This window comes from Streptomyces sp. NPDC097617 (assembly GCF_044761485.1).
In the GTDB taxonomy this organism is placed as follows: domain Bacteria; phylum Actinomycetota; class Actinomycetes; order Streptomycetales; family Streptomycetaceae; genus Streptomyces.
Map to the genome: position 1 here is coordinate 471,827 of NZ_JBIWCL010000001.1, position 25,358 is coordinate 497,184.

21 protein-coding genes are annotated in these 25,358 nt (G+C 70.8%); 8 read left to right on the top strand and 13 right to left on the bottom strand.

Annotated elements, in window-relative coordinates:
* Positions 1-22 precede the first annotated feature (22 nt).
* From ACIQZO_RS02295 to ACIQZO_RS02330, 8 genes are all read right to left on the bottom strand, one after another.
* Positions 23-739: an ABC transporter ATP-binding protein gene (locus tag ACIQZO_RS02295; protein ID WP_403618713.1), complete on the bottom strand. Its 717-nt coding sequence runs from the start codon at positions 737-739 to the stop codon at positions 23-25.
* Positions 736-1,824, bottom strand: coding sequence for an ABC transporter ATP-binding protein (locus tag ACIQZO_RS02300; protein WP_403619228.1), 1,089 nt, complete (start codon positions 1,822-1,824; stop codon positions 736-738). The genes ACIQZO_RS02295 and ACIQZO_RS02300 overlap by 4 nt, the downstream gene beginning before the upstream one ends.
* 5 nt (positions 1,825-1,829) lie before the next feature.
* Positions 1,830-3,551: a branched-chain amino acid ABC transporter permease gene (locus ACIQZO_RS02305; protein ID WP_403619231.1), complete on the bottom strand. Its 1,722-nt coding sequence runs from the start codon at positions 3,549-3,551 to the stop codon at positions 1,830-1,832.
* A gap of 5 nt (positions 3,552-3,556) precedes the next feature.
* Positions 3,557-4,489 (bottom strand): branched-chain amino acid ABC transporter permease, encoded by a 933-nt coding sequence (locus ACIQZO_RS02310; protein WP_327261956.1) that lies wholly within the window; start codon positions 4,487-4,489, stop codon positions 3,557-3,559.
* A 109-nt stretch (positions 4,490-4,598) separates the two neighbouring features.
* Complete coding sequence (locus ACIQZO_RS02315) at positions 4,599-5,831, bottom strand: branched-chain amino acid ABC transporter substrate-binding protein (protein WP_403618717.1); 1,233 nt, start codon at positions 5,829-5,831, stop codon at positions 4,599-4,601.
* Positions 5,832-6,373: 542 nt separating this feature from the next.
* The gene (locus ACIQZO_RS02320; RefSeq protein ID WP_403618720.1) at positions 6,374-6,796 is read right to left on the bottom strand and encodes a hypothetical protein; all 423 of its coding nucleotides are present in this window, start codon (positions 6,794-6,796) and stop codon (positions 6,374-6,376) included.
* A gap of 175 nt (positions 6,797-6,971) precedes the next feature.
* Positions 6,972-7,466, bottom strand: a complete 495-nt coding sequence (locus ACIQZO_RS02325) for a PaaI family thioesterase (protein WP_403618723.1) — start codon at positions 7,464-7,466, stop codon at positions 6,972-6,974.
* A 54-nt stretch (positions 7,467-7,520) separates the two neighbouring features.
* Entirely contained in the window at positions 7,521-9,806 is a 2,286-nt protein-coding gene (locus ACIQZO_RS02330) for an FdhF/YdeP family oxidoreductase (RefSeq protein ID WP_403618726.1), read from the bottom strand.
* A gap of 267 nt (positions 9,807-10,073) precedes the next feature.
* Here ACIQZO_RS02330 and polA point away from each other — a divergent pair, with 267 nt between their 5' ends.
* Positions 10,074-12,728 carry a DNA polymerase I gene (gene polA / locus ACIQZO_RS02335; RefSeq protein WP_403619234.1) on the top strand — a complete coding sequence of 885 codons (2,655 nt, stop codon included), beginning with the start codon at positions 10,074-10,076 and terminating at the stop codon, positions 12,726-12,728.
* A 36-nt stretch (positions 12,729-12,764) separates the two neighbouring features.
* Here polA and ACIQZO_RS02340 read toward each other — a convergent pair whose 3' ends face one another.
* A complete protein-coding gene (locus ACIQZO_RS02340) occupies positions 12,765-13,625 on the bottom strand; it encodes a DUF4184 family protein (RefSeq protein ID WP_403618729.1) in 861 nt (286 codons plus the stop codon).
* 184 nt (positions 13,626-13,809) lie between these two features.
* Here ACIQZO_RS02340 and ACIQZO_RS02345 point away from each other — a divergent pair, with 184 nt between their 5' ends.
* A complete protein-coding gene (locus ACIQZO_RS02345; protein ID WP_403618732.1) occupies positions 13,810-15,006 on the top strand; it encodes a lytic transglycosylase domain-containing protein in 1,197 nt (398 codons plus the stop codon).
* Positions 15,007-15,034: 28 nt separating this feature from the next.
* Here ACIQZO_RS02345 and ACIQZO_RS02350 read toward each other — a convergent pair whose 3' ends face one another.
* Positions 15,035-16,018, bottom strand: coding sequence for a hypothetical protein (locus ACIQZO_RS02350; protein ID WP_403618734.1), 984 nt, complete (start codon positions 16,016-16,018; stop codon positions 15,035-15,037).
* 299 nt (positions 16,019-16,317) lie between these two features.
* Between ACIQZO_RS02350 and ACIQZO_RS02355 the strand changes: the two genes are divergently transcribed.
* Both ACIQZO_RS02355 and ACIQZO_RS02360 read left to right on the top strand, forming a co-directional pair.
* Positions 16,318-16,458: an SPW_0924 family protein gene (locus tag ACIQZO_RS02355; RefSeq protein WP_403618737.1), complete on the top strand. Its 141-nt coding sequence runs from the start codon at positions 16,318-16,320 to the stop codon at positions 16,456-16,458.
* 13 nt (positions 16,459-16,471) lie between these two features.
* Positions 16,472-17,461, top strand: coding sequence for a DUF3068 domain-containing protein (locus ACIQZO_RS02360; RefSeq protein ID WP_403618740.1), 990 nt, complete (start codon positions 16,472-16,474; stop codon positions 17,459-17,461).
* Here ACIQZO_RS02360 and hrpB read toward each other — a convergent pair.
* Both hrpB and ACIQZO_RS02370 read right to left on the bottom strand, forming a co-directional pair.
* Entirely contained in the window at positions 17,451-20,027 is a 2,577-nt protein-coding gene (gene hrpB, locus ACIQZO_RS02365) for an ATP-dependent helicase HrpB (RefSeq protein ID WP_403618742.1), read from the bottom strand. The two genes, ACIQZO_RS02360 and hrpB, sit on opposite strands and share 11 nt — an antisense overlap.
* Position 20,028: 1 nt before the next feature.
* Positions 20,029-20,886: a class I SAM-dependent methyltransferase gene (locus ACIQZO_RS02370; RefSeq protein ID WP_403618745.1), complete on the bottom strand. Its 858-nt coding sequence runs from the start codon at positions 20,884-20,886 to the stop codon at positions 20,029-20,031.
* Between the two features lie 350 nt (positions 20,887-21,236).
* On the opposite strand from ACIQZO_RS02370, the gene rpsA reads away from it, so the two are divergent.
* The 4 genes from rpsA to ACIQZO_RS02390 all read left to right on the top strand — a co-directional run bounded on the left by rpsA (position 21,237) and on the right by ACIQZO_RS02390 (position 25,058).
* The gene (gene rpsA, locus ACIQZO_RS02375) at positions 21,237-22,748 is read left to right on the top strand and encodes a 30S ribosomal protein S1 (RefSeq protein ID WP_069919806.1); all 1,512 of its coding nucleotides are present in this window, start codon (positions 21,237-21,239) and stop codon (positions 22,746-22,748) included.
* Positions 22,749-22,969: 221 nt separating this feature from the next.
* Positions 22,970-23,908, top strand: a complete 939-nt coding sequence (locus ACIQZO_RS02380) for a PAC2 family protein (protein WP_403618748.1) — start codon at positions 22,970-22,972, stop codon at positions 23,906-23,908.
* Between the two features lie 31 nt (positions 23,909-23,939).
* Complete coding sequence (gene coaE / locus ACIQZO_RS02385; RefSeq protein WP_403618751.1) at positions 23,940-24,548, top strand: dephospho-CoA kinase; 609 nt, start codon at positions 23,940-23,942, stop codon at positions 24,546-24,548.
* A gap of 90 nt (positions 24,549-24,638) precedes the next feature.
* Positions 24,639-25,058 (top strand): tetratricopeptide repeat protein, encoded by a 420-nt coding sequence (locus tag ACIQZO_RS02390; RefSeq protein WP_403618754.1) that lies wholly within the window; start codon positions 24,639-24,641, stop codon positions 25,056-25,058.
* A gap of 1 nt (position 25,059) precedes the next feature.
* Here ACIQZO_RS02390 and ACIQZO_RS02395 read toward each other — a convergent pair whose 3' ends face one another.
* Complete coding sequence (locus ACIQZO_RS02395; protein WP_403619237.1) at positions 25,060-25,320, bottom strand: DUF6343 family protein; 261 nt, start codon at positions 25,318-25,320, stop codon at positions 25,060-25,062.
* Between the last annotated feature and the right edge of the window lie 38 nt (positions 25,321-25,358).

Here is a 25,358-nt window from a genome sequence, read left to right on the forward strand (position 1 = left end):
GAGGCGGGCCTCACACGTGCTGTCAGTCCTCGCCGAGGTAGGCCTTGCGGACGTCCTCGTTGTGGAGGAGTTCGCGGCCGCTGCCGGAGAGAACGATCTTGCCGATCTCCATCACGTGCGCGCTGTCGGAGAGCGAGAGCGCCGCCTGGGCGTTCTGCTCGACGAGCAGGATGGTCATGCCCGTCGCCTTGAGTTCCTTGATGGTCGCCATGATCTTCTGCATCATCAGCGGCGACAGGCCCATGGAGGGCTCGTCCAGCATCAGGAGCTTGGGGCGGGACATGAGCGCGCGGCCCATGGCGAGCATCTGCTGCTCGCCGCCCGAGAGGGTGCCGGCGGCCTGCTTGCGACGTTCGCCCAGGATGGGGAACATCTCGTAGGCGCGCTGGACGTCCTTCTCGATGCCGTCCTTGTCGGTGCGCAGGAAGGCGCCGAGCTGGAGGTTTTCGGCGATCGTCAGCCGGGGGAAGATGTGGCGTCCCTCGGGGGAGTGGGCGAGGCCCAGGGAGACGATCTTGTGTGCCGGTACGGCGGCCAGGGGCTGGCCGTCGAAGGTGACGGTGCCGCTCTTGGGCTTGATGAGCCCGGAGAGGGTGCGCAGGGTGGTCGTCTTGCCGGCGCCGTTGGTGCCGACGAGGCAGACGATTTCGCCTTCGTTGACTTCGAAGGAGATTCCCTTGACGGCTTCGATCTTGCCGTAGGCGACCTTGAGGTCTTCGACCTTGAGCAGTGCGGTCACTTGGCCTCTCCTTCCGTGCTGGTGGTGCTGGTGGTGCTGGTGGTGCTGTCCGCGTCCGCGTCCGCGTCGGCGTCGGTGTCGGTGTCGGTGTCCGTGGTGGACTCCGTGTCGGCCTCGACCTCCGTGTCGGCCTCGGCGGCGGCTGCCTCCGGCTCGGCCTCGGCCTCGGCCTCCGCATCGGCCTCGACCTCGGCGGCCGGCTCGGGCTCGGCTTCCGCCGCCGCTTCTTCGGCGGCGGCTTCCGCGGCCTCGACCTCGGCCACCTCGGCGGCGCCCGGGTCGCCCTCGAAGGGCTCGCCGAGGTAGGCCGCGATGACGCGCTCGTCGCCCTGGACCTCGGCCGCGGTGCCTTCGATGAGCTTCTCGCCCTGGACGAGGCAGGCGACGCGGTCGCAGAGGTTGAAGATGAAGCGCATGTCGTGCTCGATGACGAGGACGGCGATGCCCATGTCGCGGATGGCGAAGATGAGTTCTTCGGCAGCGCGGGTTTCCTGCGGGTTCATGCCGGCGGTGGGCTCGTCGAGGAGGATGAGGCCGGGGTCGCTGGCGAGGGCGCGGGCGATTTCCAGCTTGCGCTGTTCGCCGTAGGGGAGGTTCTTGGCCAGGTGCTGGGCCTTGTTCTCCAGCCCGATGAACTCGAGGAGTTCCATGGCGCGGGCTTCGCTGGCGGCTTCGGCCCTCTTGAAGCCGGGGCCGCGCAGGAGTGCGGACCAGAGGCCTTCCTTGGTGCGGGTGTGGCGTCCGACGAGGACGTTCTCCAGCACGGTCATGTTGTGGAAGAGCCGGATGTTCTGGAAGGTGCGGGCGATGCCGGCCTCGGTGACCTTGTGGGGCTTGGGAGGCAGGACCGTGCCCTTGTAGCTGACGGAGCCCTCGGTGGGGACGTACAGCCCGGTGAGGCAGTTGAAGAAGGTGGTCTTGCCGGCGCCGTTGGGGCCGATGAGTCCGACGATCTCGCCCGCGTTGACCTGGAGGTCGACGCCCTTGACGGCGGTGAGGCCGCCGAAGCGCATCGTGACGCCCTTGGCTTCGAGAACCGTGGTCTTGGTGGTGGTGCTCGTGGTGGTGTCAGTGGTGGTCGTCATGTCGTTCACGCCCCCGCCTTGGCGGTGGCCAGGTCCGTGGGGGCCTGGTCAGCGGTGTCGTCGTGGTACTCGAGCTGCGCGCGCTTGTTGGCGATGAGGCCTTCGGGGCGGAAGCGCATGAGCAGGATGAGGGCGATGCCGAAGGCGAGGAGCTGGTAGTCCTGGAGGAAGGCCAGCTTCGCCGGGATGAGGAAGAGGAGTGCGGCGCCGAGGATGGGGCCGCGGATGGTGCCCATGCCGCCGAGGATGACCGCGGCGAGGAGGAACGCGGAGTTCGGCGGGACGGGCCCGGCGAAGACGTAGTTCTCGGGGACCACGGTGCTGTTGACGTGTGCCTGGACGGTGCCGGCGAGGCCGGCGAGGGTGGCGCCGAGGGCGAAGGCGATGAGCTTGACCTTGAAGCCGTTGATGCCCATGGCTTCGGCGGCGGTCTCGTCCTCGCGGATGGCGACCCAGGCGCGGCCGATGCGGCTGCTGCCGGCTCGGGCGAAGACCACGACGACCAGTGCCATGACGAGCAGCATCAGGAAGTAGTAGTTGGCGTAGGCGCCGAGGGTGATGCCGCCGACGATGTGGGATTCCCCGAAGTTCCACCCGAAGATTTCGAGGTGGGGGATGTTGGGGATGCCGTTGGGGCCGTTGGTGATGTCCGGGCCCGAGGTGCCGTCGAGGTTGCCCATGGCGATGCGGAAGATTTCTCCGAAGCCGAGGGTGACGATGGCGAGGTAGTCGCCGCGCAGGCGCAGGGTCGGGGCTCCGATGACCACGCCGAAGATGAGCGAGGCGAGGGCGCCGACGATGACCGCCGCCCAGAAGGGGAGGTGGATGCCGAAGGCGGATGCGGTGCTTCCGGAGACCAGGGCCGCGGCGTAGGCGCCGACGCCGAGGAAGGCGACGTAGCCGAGGTCGAGGAGGCCGGCGAGGCCGACGACGACGTTGAGGCCGAGGGCGACGGTCGCGAAGATCAGGATGTTGACCGCGATGAGCGTGTAGGTGTCGCCGCTCTGCTGGATGAACGGGAAGGCGATCGCTGCGGCCGCGGTTCCGATGAGGGTGACCTGGCGGTGCTTGGCGGTGATGCCGCCGAGGCGTGCGAAGAGGCCGGCCTTGTTCAGTGCGAGGGCGGCGAAGCCGACGGTGATGAGGTAGGCGACGAAGAGCTGCGGTTCTTTGTCATCGGTGTCGATGCCGAAGGTGATGACGAAGAGGCCGAGGGCGAAGACGCCGGTGATGATGAGGATCTCGGCCCAGGAGGGCAGCTGCTTGGCGGGGGCCGCCTTGCGGGTGTCGTCCGGGAGCTTGTGTGCGGCGAGGACGGGGATGACCGAGCCGACGAGGGCGACGTAGGCGCCGGGTTCCAGGTTGACGACGCCGCCGAGGACCACGGTGATGGAGAGGACCGTGAACCAGGTGGCGGCGAGGTTGCCGAGGGCGAGGAACCAGATGGCCTTGCGGGAGCCGGCGGGGGTGAGCCAGCCGAGGCCCTTGACGCCGAGCGCGGAGAGCGCGTAGGCGAGGGTGAGGGCGGCTCCGGCGAGGGTGACGAACTGGAGGCTGGCGGGGCTTCCGTAGTAGGTCAGGTCGCCGGGGAATTCGGCGGTCCAGGTCCAGGCCAGGAAGGCGCTGATGAGGGTGAGGAGGCTGCCGCCGATGACCGCGTACAGGAGCGTGGTGGGCGCGGGGCCCTGCTTCACCGTTTCGGTCTGCGGGGTGGTGATGGTGGTCATGGTTCTCACGCCCGATCCGCGACGCGCTCACCGAGCAGGCCTTGTGGCCGCACGAGGAGGACGACGATGAGGAGTACGAACGCCCAGACGTTGGACCAGGCTCCACCGCCGAGCTGCGACATGCCGGGGATCTCTTCGATGTAGGCGATCGAGAGGGCTTCGGCGAGTCCGAGGACGACGCCGCCGACCATGGCTCCGTAGATGTTGCCGATGCCGCCGAGGACGGCCGCGGTGAAGGCCTTGAGGCCGAGGATGAAGCCCATCTCGAAGTTGATCTGGCCCTTGTCGAGGCCGTAGGCGACGGCGGCGACGGCGGCGAACGCGGCACCGATGGCGAAGGCCATGACGATGATGCGGTCGGTGTTGATGCCCATCAGCTTCGCGGTGTCCGGGTCCTGCGCGGTGGCCTGCATGGCGCGGCCGCTGCGGCTCTTCTGGACGAAGACGCCGAGGGCGAGCATGCAGAGCGGGGCGAGGATGAGGACGAAGAGGTCCGCGCGCTGGATCGCCAGGCTGTCGGTGATCTTGAAGGCTGCGCCCTTGAACTCAGGGAAGCTGACGGCCTTCTTGGCGTCCGGGTAGAACTGCCAGACGAGCTGCTGGAGCGCGATCGAGAGGCCGATTGCGGTGATGAGGGGTGCGAGCCGGGGGGCGCTGCGCAGGGGGCGGTAGGCGAAGCGTTCGGCTGCGCATGCCACGGCGACGGAGCAGATGGCACCGCCGACGATCATGACGGGTATCGCGATCAGCAGGGAGGTGCCGGTCGGGAGGATGGCGTAGGCGGTGAGCGCGCCGAAGCCGCCGATCATGAAGATCTCGCCGTGGGCGAAGTTGATGAGCTGGACGATGCCGTAGACCATGGTGTACCCGATGGCGATGAGACCATAGAGAGCGCCGAGGGCCAGGCCGTTGGCCAGCTGTTGCGGCAGTTCGTGCACCGCAGGGCCTCCGATGAGCGTGTCGGATAAGACTCCGCGCGAGGGCGCTGTTTGCGCCCTCGCGCGGCGGATGGTTCAGGTGTTGCGGGTGGTGCTGGGGACTACGGGCTTACTGGTTGAAGGTGTCGCTCTTGACGTCGACCCACTTGCCGCCCTCGACCTTGTAGACGGTGAGCTGCTTGTTGGTGGTGTCGCCGTACTCGTCGAAGGCGACCTTGCCGGTCACACCCTCGAAGGAGACCTTGCCGAGCGCCTCGACGACCTTGGCGCGGGCGTCGGTGGGCAGCTTGCCGCTGTTGGCGGCGGCGACGGCCTTGACGGCCTGGATGACGGCCCAGCCGGCGTCGTAGGAGTAGCCACCGTAGGCGGCGTACGGGTCCTTGTAGCCCTCGGTCTTGTAGTCCTCGATGAACTTCTTGGCGGTGTCCAGCTTCTCGACCGGGTAACCGATGGAGGTGGCGAGGTCGCCCTCGTTGGCCTCACCGGAGGCGCTGATGAAGGCGGGGTCCTGGATGCCGTCGCCGCCCATGAGGGGGATGTTGGCGCCGGTCTTCTTGATCTGGTCGGCGAGCAGGCCGCCCTCGGGGTACTGGCCGCCGAAGTAGACGGAGTCGGCGCCGGAGGACTTGACCTTGTCGGCGCTGGAGGAGAAGTCGGTCTCCTTCACGGTGACGTGGTCGGTGCCGACGACCTCGCCGCCGAGCTTCTTGAACTCGTCGGCGAAGATCGCGGCGAGGCCGGCGCCGTAGGTCTGCTTGTCGTCGACGATGAAGACCTTCTTCTTGCCGGCGTCCTTGAAGAGGTACTGGGCGGCGAACTTGCCCTGCACGACGTCGGTGGCGGCGGTGCGGAAGTAGGTCTTGAAGCCGCGCTTGAACTCGCCCTTGCCCCAGTTGTCGCCCTGGCTGAGCGCGGGGTTGGTGTTGGCGGGGGAGACCTGCGCCAGGTTGGCGGAGTTGAAGACGCCCTGCATCTGCTGGGCGACGCCGGAGTTCAGCGGGCCGACGACGCCGAGGACGTCCTTGTTGCCGACGAGCTTGGTGGCGTTGGCCTGACCGGAGGCGGGGACCGCCTGGTCGTCGAGGGCCTCGACCTTGAACTCGATGCCGGGGACCTCGTTGTTCTTGTTGGCCGTCTTGGCCGCGAGGTCCACGGAGTTCTTGATGCCCTGGCCGAGCGCGGAGAGCGAGCCGGTGAGCGGGGCGTCCACGCCGATGACCACGACGGTCTTCTTGCCGCCGCCGTTGTCCTTGGAGTCTCCGTCGCGCGATCCGCAAGCGGTGAGGGTCAGTGCTCCCGTGGTGATCACGGTGGTGAGGACGAGCAAAGAACGGTGTCGCACGATTCTTCCTTTCCCTGGCGCGGCTGCCTCGTGAGAGGTGCCGTTAGGTCGCCGGGCCGCACTGGGAGGTCCACGGCCGTGCTGATTCGCGCCCTGCGGCGCGGTGACTGGCCGTGACTCTAGGCCCGAGGTGGTGAGCACGGGGAGCAGGGAAAGGAGGATGTGACGCTCTTGTTATGCCAAGGCCAAGAATGTGTGGCGGGAGTGTGGACAAAACGGACGTTTTCTTACCTTGGTGGGTGTCCGCATCCTGAGAATCACCTGTTCTTCTAAGGGGCTTGAGGCCTCCATGCACCTGTCTTAGATCATTTTCGGCCGAATGTGGCTGCGCGTGCCCAAAGGATTCCTCCGGGTGGTCTTTCTTAAGGGAAAAGGCGGATTAAGGCCCTCATGGGCATGACGCACAGTGACGGTCAAGCCCTCGCTTTCGCATGCGAGTGGATCTTGTCCGAGTGGGCGTATGACCTCTCACCTGCGGTTCGGTGATGCGGGGGCACCTGACCGGAAGGCGGACACCGCATTCGGGAATGCGGTGATGCCGGTCACGTCGGCGGACGCCAGTTCTCCGAACTCGCGGTCGCACCGCCCTGTTCGGCGCAGCGCTGCGCGACGAACCGGTCGATCAACTCAAGTGCCTTGTCCCGTCCGGCAGTTCGCTCCTCGGCCCGTCCTGCCGCCACGGCGTCCTCGTGGATCAGGTACTGGGCGTTCGACAGGCCCTTCTGTTCCCAGTCGAGGCCCGACCGCTTGGTGCCCAGGAGGGTCTCCTTCGCCCAGTACGAGACGAGGTCCGTGCAGACCCGCACGGGCGAGGGAGGGGTGGTGGAGGGTTCGCCGGAAGGGCTGGCGGAGGGGGCCCCGGAGTCCGCCGCGGAGGGTGGTGCGGAGGATCGGCATCCGGACAGGGCGAGCGCCGCGAGGAGGATGTGGGCGGCGTACCGGGCCGTGCGTGGCATGGTCCCCATGAGGGGAAGGTAGGCGGTGACCATCGGTGACACAACAGCTGCTGCCGCGAAGCGTGCGGAGTGGCGGATTCCGGGCGGTTGCGGGCGTTGCCCGGTCCGATAACGGCGCAGGCCCGGATCCGCCGCCTCGCGGGACGGGATCCGGGCCTGTGGTTGCCGGGCGCGCGCGGCCGGGTCAGGCCTGTGCGGGGGCCTGGGAGGCGGCCGCGACGGCCTGGTCGACATCGCGCAGCAGGCAGGTCAGGCGGGCGGTGCAGATCCGCTTGTCCTGCTCGTCGGTGATGACGATCTCGAAGGTGGTGGTGGTCCGGCCGCGGTGCACGGGGGTGGCGACGCCCGTGACGATGCCGCTGCGGGCGCCCCGGTGGTGGGTGCAGTTCAGGTCCACGCCGACGGCGATCTTGGTGATGCCGCCGTGCATCATGGCGCCGACCGAGCCGAGGGTCTCGGCCAGCACGGCCGAGGCCCCGCCGTGCAGCAGCCCGTACGGCTGGGTGTTGCCCTCGACGGGCATGGTGGCGACGACGCGGTCGGCCGAGGCCTCCAGGATGCGGATGTCCATCCGCTCGCCGAGGTGTCCCGCCGAGAACAGCGTGGGCAGGTCGATGCCCAGGGCCGCGTACTCGTCGAGCACCTCCTGCGGGAACTTCACTGCGTGCTGCTCGCCCATGGTCAGGCTCCGTTCGTCAACGCTCGTTAACCTTCTTGTCCTGAGGTCGTTCTATCAGGCCGGTTCGAAGCGCACGACGACGGACTTGCTGGCCGGGGTGTTGCTGACGTCCGCGGTCGAGTCCAGCGGCACCAGCACATTGGTTTCCGGGTAGTACGCGGCCGCGCAGCCGCGGGCCGTCGGGTAGTACACGACGCGGAAGCCGGGAGCCCGCCGCTCCACGCCGTCCTTCCACTCGCTCACCAGATCCGTGTACGCGCCGTCGGCCAGGCCCAGCTCGGCCGCGTCCGCGGGGTTGACCATGACGACGCGGCGGCCGCCGGTGATGCCGCGGTAGCGGTCGTCGAGGCCGTAGATCGTGGTGTTGTACTGGTCGTGGCTGCGCAGGGTCTGCAGGAGCAGCCGCCCCGCCGGGACCCGCGGGTACTCCACGGGGGCGGCGGTGAAATTGGCCTTGCCGGTCTTCGTCGGGAAGCGGCGCTCGTCGCGCGGGGCGTGCGGGAGCTGGAAGCCGCCGGGGCGGGCCACCTTGGCGTTGAAGTCCTCGAAGCCGGGGATCACGCGGGAGATCCGCTCGCGGATCGATGCGTAGTCCCGCTCGAACTCCTCCCACGGGGTGGCGGAGGCCCCGCCGAGGACGGCGCGGGCCATCCGGGCCACGATCGCGGGCTCGGACAGCAGGTGCGGGGAGGCCGGGGCGAGGTTGCCGCGAGAGGAGTGGACCATGCCCATGGAGTCCTCGACGGTCACGAACTGCTTGCCGCTCTCCTGCACGTCCTTGTCGGTGCGGCCGAGGGTGGGCAGGATCAGGGCCCGCCGGCCGGTGACCGCGTGGGAGCGGTTGAGCTTGGTGGAGACGTGCACGGTCAGGGCGGCCGTGCGGATCGCGGCCTCGGTGACCTCGGTGTCGGGGGTGGCGCCGACGAAGTTGCCGCCCATCGCGAAGAGGACCTTGGCCTTGCCGTCGCGCAGGGCCTGGATGGAGCGGACCACGTCGTAGCCGTGCCCGCGGGGCGAGGTGATGCCGAATTCCTTGTCGAGGGAGTCGAGGAAGGCGGGCGCGGGGCGTTCGAAGATCCCCATGGTGCGGTCGCCCTGCACGTTGGAGTGGCCGCGGACGGGGCAGACGCCGGCGCCGGGGCGGCCTATGTTGCCGCGCAGCAGGAGGAGGTTGACGACCTCGCGGATGGTGGCGACGGCGTGCTTGTGCTGGGTGAGGCCCATGGCCCAGCAGACGATGGTGCGCTCCGAGGCCAGGACCATGGCCAGGGCCTGCTCGATCTCGGGGCGGGTCAGGCCCGTCGCGGTGAGGGTCTCGTCCCAGTCGGTGTCCTTCGCGGCGGCCGCGAGGTCCTCGTAGCCGTGGGTGTGCTCGCGGATGAAGGCCGCGTCGGTGGCGCCGTCCGTCTCCATGACGAGCTTGTTCAGGAGGCGGAAGAGGGCCTGGTCGCCGCCGATGCGGATCTGCAGGAAGAGGTCGGTCAGGGCGGTGCCCTTGAACATGCCGATCGGGGTCTGCGGGTTCTTGAACCGCTCCGTCCCGGCCTCGGGCAGCGGGTTGACGGAGATGATCCGCGCGCCGGCGGTCTTGGCCTTCTCCAGGGCGGAGAGCATGCGCGGATGGTTCGTGCCCGGGTTCTGCCCGGCGACGATGATCAGGTCGGCCTGGTGGAGGTCCTCGAGGGAGACGCTGCCCTTGCCGATGCCGATGGTCTCGGTCAGTGCGGAGCCCGAGGACTCGTGGCACATGTTCGAGCAGTCGGGCAGGTTGTTGGTGCCGAACTCGCGGGCGAAGAGCTGGAAGAGGAACGCGGCCTCGTTGCTGGTGCGGCCCGAGGTGTAGAAGAGGGCCTCGTCGGGGGAGTCGAGGGCGGTCAGCTCCTCGGCGATGACCGCGAAGGCCTTCTCCCAGCTGACCGGCTCGTACCGGTCGCCGCCGTCGGGCTGAGCTCCGCGCTCCAGGAGCATGGGCTGTGTGATGCGGCCCTGCTGGCCCAGCCAGTACCCGGAACGGGTCGCCAGGTCGGCGAGGGGGTGCGCGGCGAAGAACTCGGGGGTGACCCGGCGCAGCGTGGCCTCCTCCGCGACGGCCTTGGCGCCGTTCTCGCAGAATTCGGCCGTGTGCCGCTTGTCGCCCTCGGGCCAGGCGCAGCCCGGGCAGTCGAAGCCGTCCTTCTGGTTCACCTTGAGCAGGGTGCGGGCGGTGCGGGCCAGGCCCATCTGCTGCTGGGCGATCCTCAGGGTGTGCCCGATCGCCGGAAGGCCGGCGGCCGCGTGCTTGGGCGGCGTGACCTGCGGTGCGTCTTGTACCGGATCGCCTGTGGGCGGCTTGGTCGCCATCGCGCTCCCCTTCGAGCGTGTGTACGGATGCAGCACGTATGGCCGCGCCCTTCGATCCTTGCACGGCACACGGAAAGAGGGGAGGGCGGTCCGGTGCTCACCGCTCTCCGGTCGGGTGCGCCGGGGGCGTCCGGTGGGGCGGGTGCGCCGGGGGAGACCGCGCGCGCCGGGATTGTCGGTGGGGAGCCCTAGGATCGGGGCGTGGCAGATTCATCAGCGAAGAAGACCGACCAGCCGCCCGCAGCGGACCGTCCCCGCCTGATGCTCATGGACGGGCACTCCCTGGCGTACCGGGCGTTCTTCGCGCTGCCAGCGGAGAATTTCACGACCGCGACGGGGCAGCCGACCAACGCAATCTACGGTTTCGCGTCGATGCTGGCGAACACGCTGCGCGACGAGGCCCCCACGCATTTCGCCGTGGCGTTCGACGTCTCCCGCAAGACGTGGCGTTCGACGGAGTTCCCCGAGTACAAGGCGAACCGCTCCAAGACCCCCGATGAGTTCAAGGGGCAGGTCGAGCTGATCGGCGAGCTGCTCGACACGATGCACGTGCCGCGGTTCGCGGTCGACGGCTTCGAGGCCGACGACGTGATCGCGACGCTCGCGACGCAGGCCGAGGCGGCCGGCTTCGACGTGCTGATCGTCACCGGCGACCGGGACTCCTTCCAGCTCGTCTCCGCGCACACCACCGTGCTCTACCCGACCAAGGGCGTCTCCGAGCTCACCCGGTTCACCCCGGAGAAGGTCGAGGAGAAGTACGGCCTCACCCCGCAGCAGTACCCGGACTTCGCGGCGCTGCGCGGCGACCCGTCCGACAACCTGCCGGGCATCCCGGGCGTCGGCGAGAAGACCGCAGCCAAGTGGATCACCCAGTTCGGGTCGTTCGCCGAGCTCGTCGAACGCGCCGAGGAGGTCAAGGGCAAGGCCGGGCAGAACTTCCGGGACCACCTGGAGGCCGTCAAGCTCAACCGGGTCCTGACCGAGATGGTCAAGGACGTGGAGCTGCCCAAGGGCCCCGCCGACCTGGTCCGCGCCCCCTACGACCGGACCGCCATGCTCGGCGTGCTGGACGTCCTGGAGATCCGCAACGCCTCGCTGCGCGAGCGGCTGCTCGCCGTGGACCCGGGCGCTGCGGTGGAGGAGGCCCCGGCTCCCGCGGCCGGGGTGGAACTGGACGCGTCCGTACTGGCCACCGGTGAGCTGGCGCCGTGGCTGGAGAGCCACACGGGCGGGCCGCTGGGCATCGCGACTGTCGACACCTGGGCGCTCGGCCAGGGCAGTGTCACCGAGATCGCGCTGGCCGCGGCCGGCGGCGCCGCCGCCTGGTTCACGCCCACCGAGCTGGACGAGGCGGACGAGCGGGCCTTCGCGGCCTGGGCGGCCGACGCGGCGAAGCCGAAGGTCGTGCACAACGCCAAGGGCCTGATGCGGGTCTTCCCCGAGCACGGCTGGACCCTGGCCGGGGTGGCCATGGACACCGCGCTCGCCGCCTACCTGGTCAAGCCGGGCCGCCGGTCCTTCGCCCTGGACGCCCTGTCCATGGAGTACCTGCACCGCGAGCTGGCGCCCGCCGCCGTCGACGGCCAGCTGGCCTTCGGCGCCGACGAGACCGCCGAGGCCGAGGCCCTGATGGCGCAGGCCCGCGCCGTCCTGGACCTGGGCGACGCCTTCACGGACAAGCTTGCCGAGGTGGGCGCCGCGGAGCTGCTCCACGACATGGAGCTGCCCACCTCCGAGCTCCTCGCCCGGATGGAGCGGGCCGGCATCGCCGCCGACCGCGACCATCTGGAGGCCATGGAGCAGCAGTTCGCGGGAGCCGTGCAGCAGGCCGTCAAGGAGGCGCACGCCGCCGTCGGCCACGAGTTCAACCTCGGCTCGCCCAAGCAGCTCCAGGAGGTCTTCTTCGGCGAGCTGGACCTGCCGAAGACGAAGAAGACCAAGACCGGCTACACCACGGACGCGGACGCGCTGGCCTGGCTGGCCACGCAGACCGACCACGAACTCCCGGTGATCATGCTCCGGCACCGGGAGCAGGCCAAGCTGCGCGTCACCGTCGAGGGCCTGGTGAAGACCATCGCCGCGGACGGCCGGGTGCACACCAGCTTCAGCCAGACCGTCGCCGCGACCGGCCGGCTGTCCTCCACCGACCCCAACCTGCAGAACGTGCCGGTGCGCACCGACGAGGGCCGCGCCATCCGCCGCGGCTTCGTCGTCGGCGAGGGCTTCGAGTCCCTGATGACGGCCGACTACAGCCAGATCGAGCTGCGCGTCATGGCCCACCTCTCCGAGGACGAGGGCCTGATCGAGGCCTTCGCGACCGGCGAGGACCTGCACACCACCGTCGCCTCGCAGGTGTTCGGGGTGGAGCGGTCCGCGGTCGACGCCGAGATGCGCCGCAAGATCAAGGCCATGTCGTACGGGCTGGCCTACGGGCTCTCCGCCTTCGGTCTCGCCCAGCAGCTGAACATCGAGCCCGCCGAGGCGCGCGGCCTGATGGAGACCTTCTTCGAGCGGTTCGGCGGGGTGCGCGACTACCTCGGCCGGGTCGTCGACGAGGCCCGTGCCACCGGATACACGGCGACGATCTTCGGCCGCCGCCGGTACCTGCCCGACCTCAACAGCGACAACCGCCAGCGCCGCGAGGCCGCCGAGCGGATGGCGCTCAACGCCCCGATCCAGGGCACCGCCGCCGACATCGTCAAGGTCGCGATGCTGCGCGTGGACCAGGCGACCGCCGAGGCCGGCCTGCGCTCGCGCATGCTGCTCCAGGTCCACGACGAAATCGTGCTGGAGATCGCCCCGGGCGAGCGCGAGCAGGTCGAGGAGCTGGTGCGGCGCGAGATGGGCGCCGCTGTCGAGCTGCGGGCCGCGCTGGACGTGTCGGTGGGCGTCGGCCCGGACTGGGAGTCCGCCGCGCACTGATCCCCGTACGGCAGGACCGGCGCCCGTCCCCGCCGCTCAGGCGGTGGGGACGGGCGTCCGCGTTTCCTCGTCCGCGGGGAGCCCGCTCCGGTCGTGGCGGTGCCGGAGCCGGACGAGGACCCCGTAGAGCAGCAGCGCCACGGCCAGGCCGCCGCCCGCACCGAAGCAGATGGTCGGGATGATGTCGAGCGGCGTACGGATCCGGTCGAAGAAGTCGAAGAATCGGAACACGCGCCGGGTGGCGCCGGCCGCCACGCACACCACGAGCAGGGCGAGCGCACCCCGGAGCTCCCCGCGGGAGAGCACCGGTACGGACGCGGGGGCCGGGAGGTCCGGAAGCCGGCGCAGGGCGGTCACCGTGAACCAGAGCAGGGCACATGCGGCGACGGCCGAAGTGCCGTACTGGAGGAAGGTGTAGGGCGGGAAACCGAAGGCGATCGGCTCGCCGAGCCAGGGCAGCGCGTTCGTCCCCCACCGGTCCATGTGCGTGAAGCTGTCCCACCCCACGTGGGTGAGGGAACCGACGACCGCCGATACGTAGAACCAGGCAGCGAGCACGGCCGGCCGGGGCCGCTCCCGCCACTCCTCACCCCGTACGAAGGCGTGGACCCTGCCCCGCCGGCCGTGCGGCAGGAGCGCGATCAGCGGGTCGCGCAACAGGAGCCAGAAACCCACCAGGACGGCGGTCAGCACGGCGTCCAGCGTGAAGACACCCGCCGGCGAGTGCGTGAAGGCCCCGTAGGCCATGACGCCCTCGACGATCGCGTCCGTGAAGTAGAAGGTGTCCGGCGCGAACGACCCGAGGACGAGGGCCGAGGCGACAAGGGGTCCCCGCGCACGCCCGGTCCGACGGATGGCCGGAAGCACGGCGGCCGCGTGGCTGAGAGTGAACGGCATGGCGCCTCTCCTCGATGTCCCTGCGGACGTTGCTTACTTCGGGCCAATGCTCCCGAAGGGTCCAGACAGTATGCGTGACCTGCCCGGGGACGTGGTGATGTGGTGAATTCCGGGTGACCTTGCGTGCGGTGTGCAGGGAGCTGACGTAGGGTCACGCGGACGTCGAGGGGGAGGGGTCCGGCTCATGTCGGCTCGAATAATCGGACGCAGGCTGCGCAGGGGTACGACAGCCGCCCTGGTCTCCGCTCTGGTGGTCGCCGCGCTGACCGCGTCCCAGGGCCCGGCGGGAGGGAGCACCGACCGGCTCTCCGCCGCCGGGGAGGGCGCCGCGCAGCAGCCGCCGGCGGCGGACACGGCAGGCGGCGACGCCGCCTACCTCACCGAACTCCCGCCACTGACGAGCCCGCAGCCGCCGGGTGTGCTGCTGCCGGAGGAGGGGCAGCCGGCGCAGCCGCAGGCGCCGACGGGGTCGCGGGCCGAGCCCGCGTCGGTCGTGACCGGGCCCGCGGAAGGGGCTCAGGGGATACCGGCGAGCGTGCTCGCGGCCTACCTGGGCGCGGAGAAGACGGTGGGGCGCAGCGACCCCGGCTGCGGACTGCGCTGGCAACTCCTCGCGGCGATCGGCAAGGTGGAGTCGGGGCAGGCGCGCGGCGGGCAGGTCGACGCGGCCGGGACCACGTTGCGGCCCATCCTGGGGCCCGCGCTCGACGGCAACGGCTTCGCGAACATCTCGGACACGGACGGCGGGGCCTACGACGGGGACGTGCGCTACGACCGGGCGGTCGGGCCGATGCAGTTCATTCCCTCCACGTGGGCGTCGTGGGGCCAGGACGCGGACGGCGACGGCCGGCGCAACCCGAACAACGTGCACGACGCGGCCCTGGCGGCCGGCCGGTACCTGTGCGCGGGGACCCGGGACCTGCGGGTGGACGCGGACCTGGACCGGGCGGTGCTGTCCTACAACCGGTCCACGGAGTACCTGCGTACGGTGCGGTCCTGGTTCACGTACTACCTGAAGGGGACGCACGAGATCCCGGACCGGGCCGGTACGGGTACGCCCGAGCCCTCCACGCCGGGGCCGAAGCCGAGCCCGACGCTGCCCAAGCCGACGCCCACTCCCACGCCGGACCCGAAGCCGACGCCTACTCCCACGCCGACGCCTACGCCGACGCCGACTCCCACGCCGACGCCTACGCCTACTCCCACCCCGACGCCCACCCCGACGCCCACCCCGACGCCGACTCCCACGCCGACCCCGACGCCCACCGCGGTACCGACCCCGACGCCGAGCCCGTCACGCACGTCGAGGCCCGCGCCGTCCCCGTCCTCCACCCCGGCGGCGCCCCGGCCGACCCCGGGGGAAACCCGTAGCCGAGGCTGACGTCCCGTGGCCGCGGGTCGAGCCGGGGTCAGTTCGTGCAGCCGGGAACCGACCCGACAGGCCGGCAGTTGTTGGGCGTGTTGTCGGTGACCCGGCTGTTGGCGAGGGTCAGGACACTGGAGGAAGGTCCTTGCCAGACGCCGCCGCCGTTGAGCGCGACGTTCTGCCGCACCCGTGAGTTCGTCAGCGTGGTGGTGCCGTCATTGGCGATACCGCCACCCGTGAGGCCCGCTCGGTTGTCGGCGATGGTCGTCGACCTGATGTCCATCGGAGACCGGTCGTTGTAGATTCCGCCGCCCTGCTGGAAGGCGCGGTTGCCGCCGATGCGCGAGTTCTTGATGGTCAAGGCGGCCCCGGCGGTGAAGATGCCGCCCCCCAGCTCCGTGGCCTGGTTCCCCACCACTGCGGTCCTCTGCAGCAGGGTGGTGCTGGCCGGTCCGTTGTAGATGGCGCCCCCTCGCAGGGCCGCACTGTTCCGCAGGACGCTGTCGTGGATTTCGAGGGTGCTGCCCTGGTTGACGAAGATGGCGCCGCCCTGGTTCGCCGTGCTGTTGGTCACGGTGCTGCGCCGGAGGATGAGCGTCGCTCCGTCCGTGGGCAGGTAGGTGCCGGCGTATTCGAGATAGCCGCCACCGGTCGCGGTGACGCCCTCGACGGTCAGGCGTCCGTTGGGGCCGTTGATCTCCGCGATGCGGAAGCCGTCGGCCGCGTCGGGGTCCCGTCGGATGGTGGTCTTGTTGCCCAGCAGCGTGACGGTTCCTGTGATCCGGGGCAGGGCGTTGGCGCCGAGGGCACCGGTCGACGCCGGAGCGAGGACGTTGTAGACGCATTTGGGCGCGAGCCGGATGGTGTGCGGTCCGGTGTTGTTGTTCGCGGCGATGATCGCGTTGTTGAGAGCAGTCACGTCGCACGGGATGGCCGCCAAGGAGGTCGCCCCCGCCGGGCTGCCGAGACCGAGCACAGCTGCGACCGGCACGGCCAAGGCCACGGTCGTGAGTCGGCGTCTGCGCATTTCATTCTCCGATCGCCATGAGTAATCATTTGATCACCCTAAGTGTTGGCGGTCAGTGTTCCACGGGGTCGTCGGCCTGCCGTGCGCGACACGTGCACGGCAGGCCGACGGCGGAGACCGGTGTGCGCCGGGCCGGGCGGTGCCGCCTGGGATCCGGGCCTCCCCGCGGGGAGCGGTGGGGTGGTCGACGGCTCCCCGGTCGGCCCGGTCGTGATCCATGGCCTGAACGGTTCTCATCTCGCGCCCGCGTTGCTACGGTGCCTCCGCCCTGACGCCCTATCAGATTCCGGAGGCCCGGCATGCGCGCATTCTTCGCCGCCGCCATCGGGCTTGCCGCCGCGCTGGCCCTCGTGTTCGCCATCACGGCGCTCGGGGCGCCCGACGGCAAGACCTCGCCCAAGCCCCTGCTCACCACCGCGCCCAGCGCGCCCGGACAGTAGAGGAGGCCCGGCCTTGAGACGTACCGCCAGCCTCGTCCTGCTCGCCCTCGCCGTGTTCCTCGCCGCCCTGGCACCCCTGCTGCGCTGGTACGCGTACCCCCGCCTCGCCAAGATCCCCCCGAACCAGTACCAGGAGATGGTCCTTGAGGCGAAGGACGCGACGCTCCTCGACTACACCGGCGGCATGCAGCCCAAGAAGGTCGACAAGGTCACCATCGTCCAGACCCTCAAGGGCAACGTGGAGGCGGCCGAGGAGATAGAGGCCGGCGCGGGCAAGGACGTCGTCGTCTGGGACACGCTGTCCTACATCATCGGCCCGGACGGCAGGATGGTCTCCCAGATCCCCGAGCGCTACATCTTCGACGCGCACACCCAGGACCCGGTCCACGCCACCGGGGAGATGGTCGACGGGGACCCGGTCAAGCGCGAGGGCATCGAGTTCAAGTGGCCCTTCTTCACCGAGCCGCGCGACTACCTCTACTTCGACGCGCAGACCCGTACCTCCTCGCCCATCCACTACGTCGGGCCGCGGACGTTCAAGGGCATGGACGTCTACTACTTCGAGCAGACCGTCCCCTGGACCAAGGTCCCCATGCCCAAGAAGATGCCGATCGAGGGCATCGACCCGTCGACGATCGAGGCGGCCACCGGCACCACCCTCTGGTACACGGCCAAGGCGAAGTTCTGGGTCGACCCGGTGACCGGGGCGCCCGTCAATGCCGAGCAGGACATCCAGCAGGAGATGCGCGGCGGCATCGCCGCCGGCGGCCCCGACGGCAAGCTCACCGCCTTCGCCGGACACGTCACCTTGCGCGAGGACTACTCCGACTACACGGTCGACCTCGTCAAGTCGAACCGTACGAAGGTCCTCGCCCTGCACACCTACGCACCGATCGGCCTGGGAGCCGCGGGGCTCGTCCTGCTCGGTCCGGCGCTGTGGCTGGAGGCCCGAGGCCGCCGCGGGAGGGCCGAACCCCTGCCGGAGGCGGAGGTCAGCGCCTGAGACGGGCGTTGGTGTGCCGGGTGGGCGCGGCGGTGGCCGGATCCTCCGGCCAGGGGTGCTTGGGGTAGCGTCCGCGCAGCTCCGCGCGGACGGCCCGGTAGCCGCCCTGCCAGAAGGAAGCCAGGTCGGCGGTGACGGCGGCGGGCCGGCCGGCCGGCGACAGCAGGTGCACCAGCACCGGTACGCCCGCCACCCGCGGGGTCTCGGCCAGCCCGAACAGCTCCTGCAGTTTCACCGCGAGGACCGGCTGGCCGTGCTCGGCGGAGTAGTCGAGCCGGATCCGGGAGCCACTGGGCACCTCCAGGCGCTCCGGAGCCAGCTCGTCCAGCCGAACGGCCTCCCCGGTGGCCCACGGCAGCAGCCGGTTCAGGGCCTGCGCGGCATCGATCCGCCCCAGGTCGGCGCGGCGCCGGGCCCGCGACAGCTCGGGCTCCAGCCAGTCGTCGGCGCGCTCCAGCAGGGCCCGGTCGTCGGCGACGTCGGGCCACGCGCCGCCGAGGGTCCGGTGCAGGAACCCGAGGCGGGCCCGGAGCGTCAGCGCGTCCGGGGACCAGCGCAGCAGGCCGAGGCCCTCGGTGCGCAGCCCGTCGAGGAGGGCGGCCCGGACGAGCGTCGGGTCGGGGGTGCGCAGGGGGCGTACGGCCAGCTCGATCGCCCCGAGGCGGTGCGCGGCCCGGGCGACGAGATCGCCGTCCTCCCAGTGGACCTCCTCGCCGTCGGTGAGCAGGTGCGCGGCGGCGTCCCGGGCGGTGTCCTCGTCGAGGACGGCGCCGAGGCGGACGCGGGCGGACGCGGAATGCGGGGGCCTGTCGGCGACGGCGACGGCCAGCCAGGGCGCGCTGCGCAGGTGCGAGCCGTCGCCGAGCTCGGCCGCGGTGCCGTTGGCCATGAGGAAGGCCCCGTCGCCCTTGGCCTTCGCCACCCGCTCGGGGAACGCCAGCGCCGCGATCAGCCCGGCGGCGCCGTCGTCAGGTGCGGCGCCGCTGCCGGGGCTCCGCCCCGGACCCCGCTCCTCACGCGCCGGAGGGGCTGAAAATGCGGTCCCGGCAGTGGTGCCCGCCGCGCGTTCCAGGCGGCGGGTCTCCGTGCGCCAGCGGGCCGCGTACGCGTCGCCGCCCGCGCGGGCCCGCCGCCAGGCGCCGGCCAGATCGTCCCCGTACTCCCGCGGCGGCTCCTCGCCGATGAGGGCCACCACCTCCGCCGCCCGGCGGGCACCGATCGCGGCGGAGCCGTCCAGCAGGGCGCGGGCGAGCCGCGGGTGCAGTCCGAGCCGGGCCATCCGCTGCCCGCGCGCGGTGACCGCGCCGGCCGGGGACACCGCGCCGACGGCCACCAGCACCTCCCTCGCCGCGGCCATGGCCCCGGCCGGCGGCGGGTCCAGCAGCGCCAGCCCGGTCGCGTCCGGGTCGCCCCAGCACGCGGCCTGCAGTGCGAACTGCGCCAGGTCGGCGATCCGTATCTCCGGCGAGGGGAACGCGGCCAGGCGGCCGTCCTCCGCCTCGGCCCAGCAGCGGTAGACCGTGCCCGGCGCCTCACGCCCGGCCCGGCCCGCGCGCTGGCGCCCGGCCGCGCGCGACGCCCGTACGGTCGCCAGCGCGCCCAGCCCCCGGGCGTGGTCCACCCGCGGCTCGCGGGCCAGCCCGGAGTCGACCACCACGCGCACCCCGGGGACGGTCAGGCTCGACTCCGCCACGGCGGTGGACAGGATCACCCTGCGGTGCCGCGCCACGGAGAGCACCGCGTCCTGGACGGCCGCCGGGGCCCGGCCGTGGATCTGGAGGACCTCGGCGTCCACCGCGCCCAGCTGCCCGGCGACCCGGGCGATCTCGCCGACGCCGGGCAGGAAGCACAGCACGTCGCCGTCGCGCTCGCCCAGCGCCCGCCGCACCACCGAGGCCACGTGCGCCAGCTGCGCCGGATCCACCCGCATCCCGTGCGGGGGCCGCACCGGCCGGGCCGGCGGCGCCCACACCGTCTCCACCGGGTACGAGACGCCCGCGGCCTCCACCACCGGCGCGCCGCCGAGGACCCCCCGGTCGAGAACGCGGGCCCAGCCGGCGGAGTCCGTGGTCGCCGAGGCCGCCACCAGCCGCAGCTCCGGGCGCAGGGTCTCCCGTACGTCGAGGAGGAAGGCGGCGACCGTGTCGGCGTCCAGGTGCCGCTCGTGGCACTCGTCCAGGATCACCACGTCGACCCCGGTCAGTTCCTGGTCGCGCTGGAGGCGCTGGAGGAGCACTCCGGTGGTGACCACTTCCACCACGGTGTCCGGGCCGGCCACCCGCTCCCCGCGCACGGTGAAGCCCACCGCCGCGCCGACCTGCTCGCCCAGCAGCCAGGCCATCCGCCGCGCGGCGGCGCGGGCGGCGATCCGCCGGGGCTCGGCCACGACCACCCGGCGCCGCGGCCCGCCGCCCACCAGCCCGGCCAGGACCAGTGGGACCAGAGTGGTCTTGCCGGTGCCGGGCGGGGCGCAGAGCACGGCCGTGCCGTGGCCGTCCAGCGCCGAGACGAGCGCGGGCACGGCCTCCCGTACGGGCAGGGCGTCGAGGGCGGCGGTCCGGATCACGTCAGCCGCGCTCGCAGACGAAGATCGCGGTGCCCGGGACCAGGTTGCCGCGCAGCGGGGACCAGCCGCCCCACTCCTGGCTGTTCCAGGCGGGCCATTCGGGTTCGACCAGGTCGAGCAGCCGGAAGCCGCCCGCCACCACGTCGCGGACCCGGTCGCCGATCGTGCGGTGGTGTTCCACGTATACGGCGCGGCCCTGCCCGTCCTGCTCCACGTAAGGGGTGCGGTCGAAGTAGGAGGCGGAGACGGACAGCCCCTCGGGCCCGGGCTCGTCGGGGAAGGCCCAGCGGATCGGGTGGGTCACGGAGAAGACCCAGCGGCCGCCGGGGCGCAGGACCCGGTGCACCTCGCGCATGACGTTGACCGGGTCGGCGACGAAGGGGACGGCGCCGTAGGAGGAGCAGGCCAGGTCGAAGGAGGCGTCCCGGAAGGGGAGGCGTCCGGCGTCGGCCTCGACCAGCGGTACGTCGTCGCCGATGCGCAGGGCGTGCTGGAGCTGGCGGTGGGAGAGGTCCAGGGCCACCGGGCGAGCGCCCCGGGCGGCCAGCCAGCGGGCGCACTGGGCGGCTCCGGCGCCGATCTCCAGGATGTCCTTGCCCCGGAGGGACGCGGCGGGGCCGAGGAGGGCCGCCTGCGCCTCGTCCAGCCCCTCGGGTCCCCAGACGAAGCGGTCGTCGCCGAGGAAGGCGCCGTGGTCGCTCTGGTACTCGTCGGCGTTGCGGTCCCACCAGCTGCGGCTGGCGCGGCTGCTCTCCGCTTCCCCCGCGTCACGCCGGGTGGCCTCGGCGTCCTCACCGGAGCCCGAAACGGCTTCGTACGCTTCTTCCGCTTCTTCGGAGGCGTAGTCCTCTTGGTTCATGGGGCCCGTCGTCGTAGTCTGCGAATGTCTTCTGAATGTGGCAGGAAGCGCCAGGAAGGGCTTCCCGCCCATGAATTGTGCCGGTTGTGCGGTGATCCGCCCGGGCTGTGCGCCTTCGCGCATTGACCCTGTCCGGCTGCCCCCGTATGCTACAAGTTGCGCTGCGAGCCTGTGCTCCTCAGACCTAGCAGGCTGCGCTTGTATTTGTTGAGGTCCCCTCGGTTTTCGAGGCCCCTCCGCATCTGCGGAACGGGGGTCTCCTTGGCTGTCCGGCTTCGGCAGATGCCGATAAGGGCTCCCGGCGTAGCAGTACCTACGACTTTCTGTCCGTAACCGGAGCCCTTTCCCACATGACGAGCAGCACCGAGACCACCGCCACCACCCCGCAGGTTGCGGTCAACGACATCGGCGACGCGGACGCATTCCTCGCGGCGATCGACGAGACGATCAAGTACTTCAACGATGGCGACATCGTCGATGGCGTCATCGTCAAGGTTGACCGGGACGAGGTTCTCCTCGACATCGGTTACAAGACCGAAGGCGTCATCCCGAGCCGCGAGCTCTCGATCAAGCACGATGTCGACCCGAACGAGGTCGTCAAGGTCGGCGACGAGATCGAGGCCCTGGTTCTCCAGAAGGAGGACAAGGAAGGCCGCCTGATCCTCTCGAAGAAGCGCGCTCAGTACGAGCGTGCCTGGGGCACCATCGAGAAGATCAAGGAAGAAGACGGCATCGTCACCGGTACCGTCATCGAGGTCGTCAAGGGTGGTCTCATCCTCGACATCGGCCTCCGCGGCTTCCTGCCGGCCTCTCTCGTCGAGATGCGTCGCGTCCGCGACCTCCAGCCCTACGTGGGCAAGGAGCTCGAGGCGAAGATCATCGAGCTGGACAAGAACCGCAACAACGTGGTCCTGTCCCGCCGCGCCTGGCTCGAGCAGACCCAGTCCGAGGTGCGCCAGACGTTCCTCACCACCCTGCAGAAGGGTCAGGTCCGCTCCGGCGTCGTTTCCTCGATCGTCAACTTCGGTGCCTTCGTGGACCTGGGCGGCGTCGACGGTCTCGTGCACGTCTCCGAGCTGTCCTGGAAGCACATCGACCACCCGTCCGAGGTTGTCGAGGTCGGCCAGGAGGTCACCGTCGAGGTTCTCGACGTGGACATGGACCGCGAGCGTGTCTCCCTGTCGCTGAAGGCGACGCAGGAAGACCCGTGGCAGCAGTTCGCCCGGACCCACCAGATCGGTCAGGTCGTCCCGGGTAAGGTCACCAAGCTGGTTCCGTTCGGTGCGTTCGTCCGCGTGGACGAGGGCATCGAGGGTCTGGTCCACATCTCCGAGCTGGCCGAGCGCCACGTGGAGATCCCGGAGCAGGTCGTCCAGGTCAACGACGAGATCTTCGTCAAGGTCATCGACATCGACCTTGAGCGTCGCCGGATCTCGCTGTCGCTGAAGCAGGCCAACGAGTCCTTCGGTGCCGACCCGGCGTCGGTCGAGTTCGACCCGACCCTGTACGGCATGGCCGCGTCGTACGACGACCAGGGCAACTACATCTACCCCGAGGGCTTCGACCCCGAGACCAACGACTGGCTCGAGGGCTTCGACAAGCAGCGCGAGGCCTGGGAGACCCAGTACGCCGAGGCGCAGCAGCGCTTCGAGCAGCACCAGGCCCAGGTCATCAAGAGCCGCGAGGCCGACGAGGCCGCTGCTGCCGAGGGCGCTGCCGCCCCGGCCGCCACTGGTGGCAACGCCGGTGCGGGCATCTCGGGTGGTTCGTACTCCTCGGAGTCGGACGAGACCTCCGGCGCCCTGGCGTCGGACGAGGCCCTGGCCGCGCTCCGCGAGAAGCTGGCCGGCGGCCAGAGCTGATCGCAGCGCGCATCACACTCCGGTGTGAGCAGAGCTGAACTGCGTTGAACGGTAAGGCCCGTCCCCTTCGGGGGGCGGGCCTTACCGCGTTTCACGTGCACCGTCCGGTCCCTCTCCCCGCCCTGTGATCCATTGCGTTCCTGTGAATGCGGCCAACTGGGGAATGGCGGGGCCGCCTTGGACGTTCTTGGCTGAGAACGAGGCGAGGAGGAGTGGTGACGGTGCTTGATCCACAGGGTTTGTACGAATGGGATGCCAACGGCCTGGCGGTGGCCGACCTGGCAGTCGCCCAGGACTCGGCCGGGCTGGTCATGCTGTACCACTTCGAGGGGTACATCGACGCGGGTGAGGCCGGGGAGCAGATCGTCGAGCGGCTGCTGGACACGCTGCCCCACCAGGTGGTCGCCCGGTTCGACGCGGACCGGCTGGTGGACTACCGGGCCCGCCGGCCGCTGCTGACGTTCCAGCGCGACCACTGGACGGAGTTCGAGGAGCCGAAGCTGGAGGTGCGGCTCGTCCAGGACGCCACCGGAGCCCCCTTCCTGCTGCTGTCCGGCCCGGAGCCGGACGTGGAGTGGGAGCGCTTCGCCGTCGCCGTCCGGCAGATCGTCGAGCGCCTCGGCGTCCGCCTCTCCGTCAACTTCCACGGCATCCCCATGGGCGTCCCGCACACCCGCCCCGTGGGCATCACCCCGCACGGCAACCGGACCGACCTCATGCCGGGCCACCGCAGCCCCTTCGACGAGGCGCAGGTGCCGGGCAGTGCGGAGTCCCTGGTCGAGTTCCGCCTGGGCCAGGCCGGGCACGACGTCCTGGGTGTCGCCGCCCACGTACCGCACTACGTCGCGCGGTCCCCGTACCCGGACGCCGCGCTGACGGTGCTGGAGGCGATCACGGCGGCGACCGGGCTGGTGCTGCCGGCCGTGGCGCACGCGCTGCGCACCGAGGCGCACCGTACGCAGACGGAGATCGACCGGCAGATCCGCGAGGGCGACGAGGAGCTGGTCAGCCTGGTGCAGGGGCTGGAGCACCAGTACGACGCGGCCGCCGGGGCCGAGACCCGGGGCAACATGATCGCCGAGCCGGCGGAGCTGCCGTCGGCGGACGAGCTCGGCCGTGAGTTCGAGCGGTTCCTCGCGGAGCGCGAGGGTGAGAACTGACGTACGGGCGGGGCCCCCTATGCTGCGGGGCATGCTGAAAGTAGGCCTGACGGGCGGAATCGGTGCCGGCAAGAGCGAGGTCTCGCGACTGCTGGCGGGGTACGGGGCGATCGTCGTCGACGCCGATCGGATCGCACGCGAGGTCGTGGAGCCCGGTACGCCGGGGCTCGCGGCCGTCGTGGCGGCCTTCGGGGAGTCGGTGCTGACCGTGGAGGGGACGCTGGACCGGCCGAAGCTGGGGTCCATCGTGTTCGCGGACCCGGCGAAGCTCCAGACGCTCAACTCGATCGTGCACCCGCTGGTGGGGGCGCGGTCGGCCGAGCTGGAAGCGGCCGCGGGGGCCGACGCGATCGTGGTGCACGACGTCCCGCTGCTCGCGGAGAACGGCCTGGCGCCCCTCTACGACCTGGTCGTCGTGGTGGACGCGGCTCCGCGGACCCAGCTGGCGCGGCTGACCGCGCTGCGCGGGATGGCCGAGGAGGAGGCGCGGGCCCGGATGGCCGCGCAGGCCACACGGGAGCAGCGGCTCGCGGTGGCGACCCTCGTGATCGACAACGACGGGCCGCTGGAGGCGCTCGAGCCGCAGGTGCGCAAGGTGTGGGAAGAGCTCGTGGAGCGGGCGTCGCGCGGGACTGCCTGACGTGTGCATGGTTGTGTGCATGGCCGTGTGCATGGAATAGCGGGTGGGGCGGGGGCGTTGAACGCGCCCGTAGAGGGAAGGATTTCGACCGTGTCCGAAACCACGCGCCCCACGCCGTCCAGCCCGGAAACCCACGTCATCGACTACCGGGCCGCCGAGCACCTGCTCGCCGCCCGCGACCCCCGCGGTGCGGTCAAGCTGCTCGACTCGGTGATAGCCGCGCACCCGGAGAACACGGCGGCCCGGCTGCTGCGCGCCCGGGCCTTCTTCGCCGCGGCGCAACTGCGTCCGGCGGAGCTGGAGTTCGAGCTCGTGCTGGAGCGGGAGCCGGACAACGCCTTCGCCCACTTCGCGCTGGCCCGGACGTTCCAGCGGGCGGGCCGGCCGGAGCAGGCGCGCAAGCACTTCCGCCTCGCCGCGGCCCTCGACCCGCAGCCCGAGTACCTGGCGGCGGCCCGCTTCGAGGGCCCGGCCGCGGGCGACTCCGCAGACTCGGCCGACTCCGCCTGACTCACCGGCCGCGGGGCGGTTCGTACGGAGGGACGTCCGGGCCGGGCTGGTAGTGCGGCCCCTGGTGCAGGTGGCGCACGATCATGAACAGGTCCACGGCCACGACCACGGCGAGCACCCCGCAGGCGGCCGCCCATCCCGAGCGGCCCACCAGCGAGAACACGACCGTGCCGGCGGCGGCCCAGACGAGCCCCCAGACACCCAGCCAGAACCGCAGCCGCAGTGGACTGCGCGCGGTCACCGGCTCATTTCCGGAACGCATGGACATCGCCTCTCCGTCCATGGTCCCACTCCGGTCGG

Bases quoted from the DNA above. Each gene is read 5' to 3' on its own strand.
- ACIQZO_RS02300 (WP_403619228.1), bottom strand. From the start codon at position 1,824: ATGACGACCACCACTGACACCACCACGAGCACCACCACCAAGACCACG.
- ACIQZO_RS02305 (WP_403619231.1), bottom strand. From the start codon at position 3,551: ATGACCACCATCACCACCCCGCAGACCGAAACGGTGAAGCAGGGCCCC.
- ACIQZO_RS02320 (WP_403618720.1), bottom strand. From the start codon at position 6,796: ATGGGGACCATGCCACGCACGGCCCGGTACGCCGCCCACATCCTCCTC.
- ACIQZO_RS02325 (WP_403618723.1), bottom strand. From the start codon at position 7,466: ATGGGCGAGCAGCACGCAGTGAAGTTCCCGCAGGAGGTGCTCGACGAG.
- ACIQZO_RS02330 (WP_403618726.1), bottom strand. From the start codon at position 9,806: ATGGCGACCAAGCCGCCCACAGGCGATCCGGTACAAGACGCACCGCAG.
- polA (WP_403619234.1), top strand. From the start codon at position 10,074: ATGGACGGGCACTCCCTGGCGTACCGGGCGTTCTTCGCGCTGCCAGCG.
- ACIQZO_RS02340 (WP_403618729.1), bottom strand. From the start codon at position 13,625: ATGCCGTTCACTCTCAGCCACGCGGCCGCCGTGCTTCCGGCCATCCGT.
- ACIQZO_RS02345 (WP_403618732.1), top strand. From the start codon at position 13,810: ATGTCGGCTCGAATAATCGGACGCAGGCTGCGCAGGGGTACGACAGCC.
- ACIQZO_RS02350 (WP_403618734.1), bottom strand. From the start codon at position 16,018: ATGCGCAGACGCCGACTCACGACCGTGGCCTTGGCCGTGCCGGTCGCA.
- ACIQZO_RS02355 (WP_403618737.1), top strand. From the start codon at position 16,318: ATGCGCGCATTCTTCGCCGCCGCCATCGGGCTTGCCGCCGCGCTGGCC.
- ACIQZO_RS02370 (WP_403618745.1), bottom strand. From the start codon at position 20,886: ATGAACCAAGAGGACTACGCCTCCGAAGAAGCGGAAGAAGCGTACGAA.
- rpsA (WP_069919806.1), top strand. From the start codon at position 21,237: ATGACGAGCAGCACCGAGACCACCGCCACCACCCCGCAGGTTGCGGTC.
- coaE (WP_403618751.1), top strand. From the start codon at position 23,940: ATGCTGAAAGTAGGCCTGACGGGCGGAATCGGTGCCGGCAAGAGCGAG.
- ACIQZO_RS02395 (WP_403619237.1), bottom strand. From the start codon at position 25,320: ATGCGTTCCGGAAATGAGCCGGTGACCGCGCGCAGTCCACTGCGGCTG.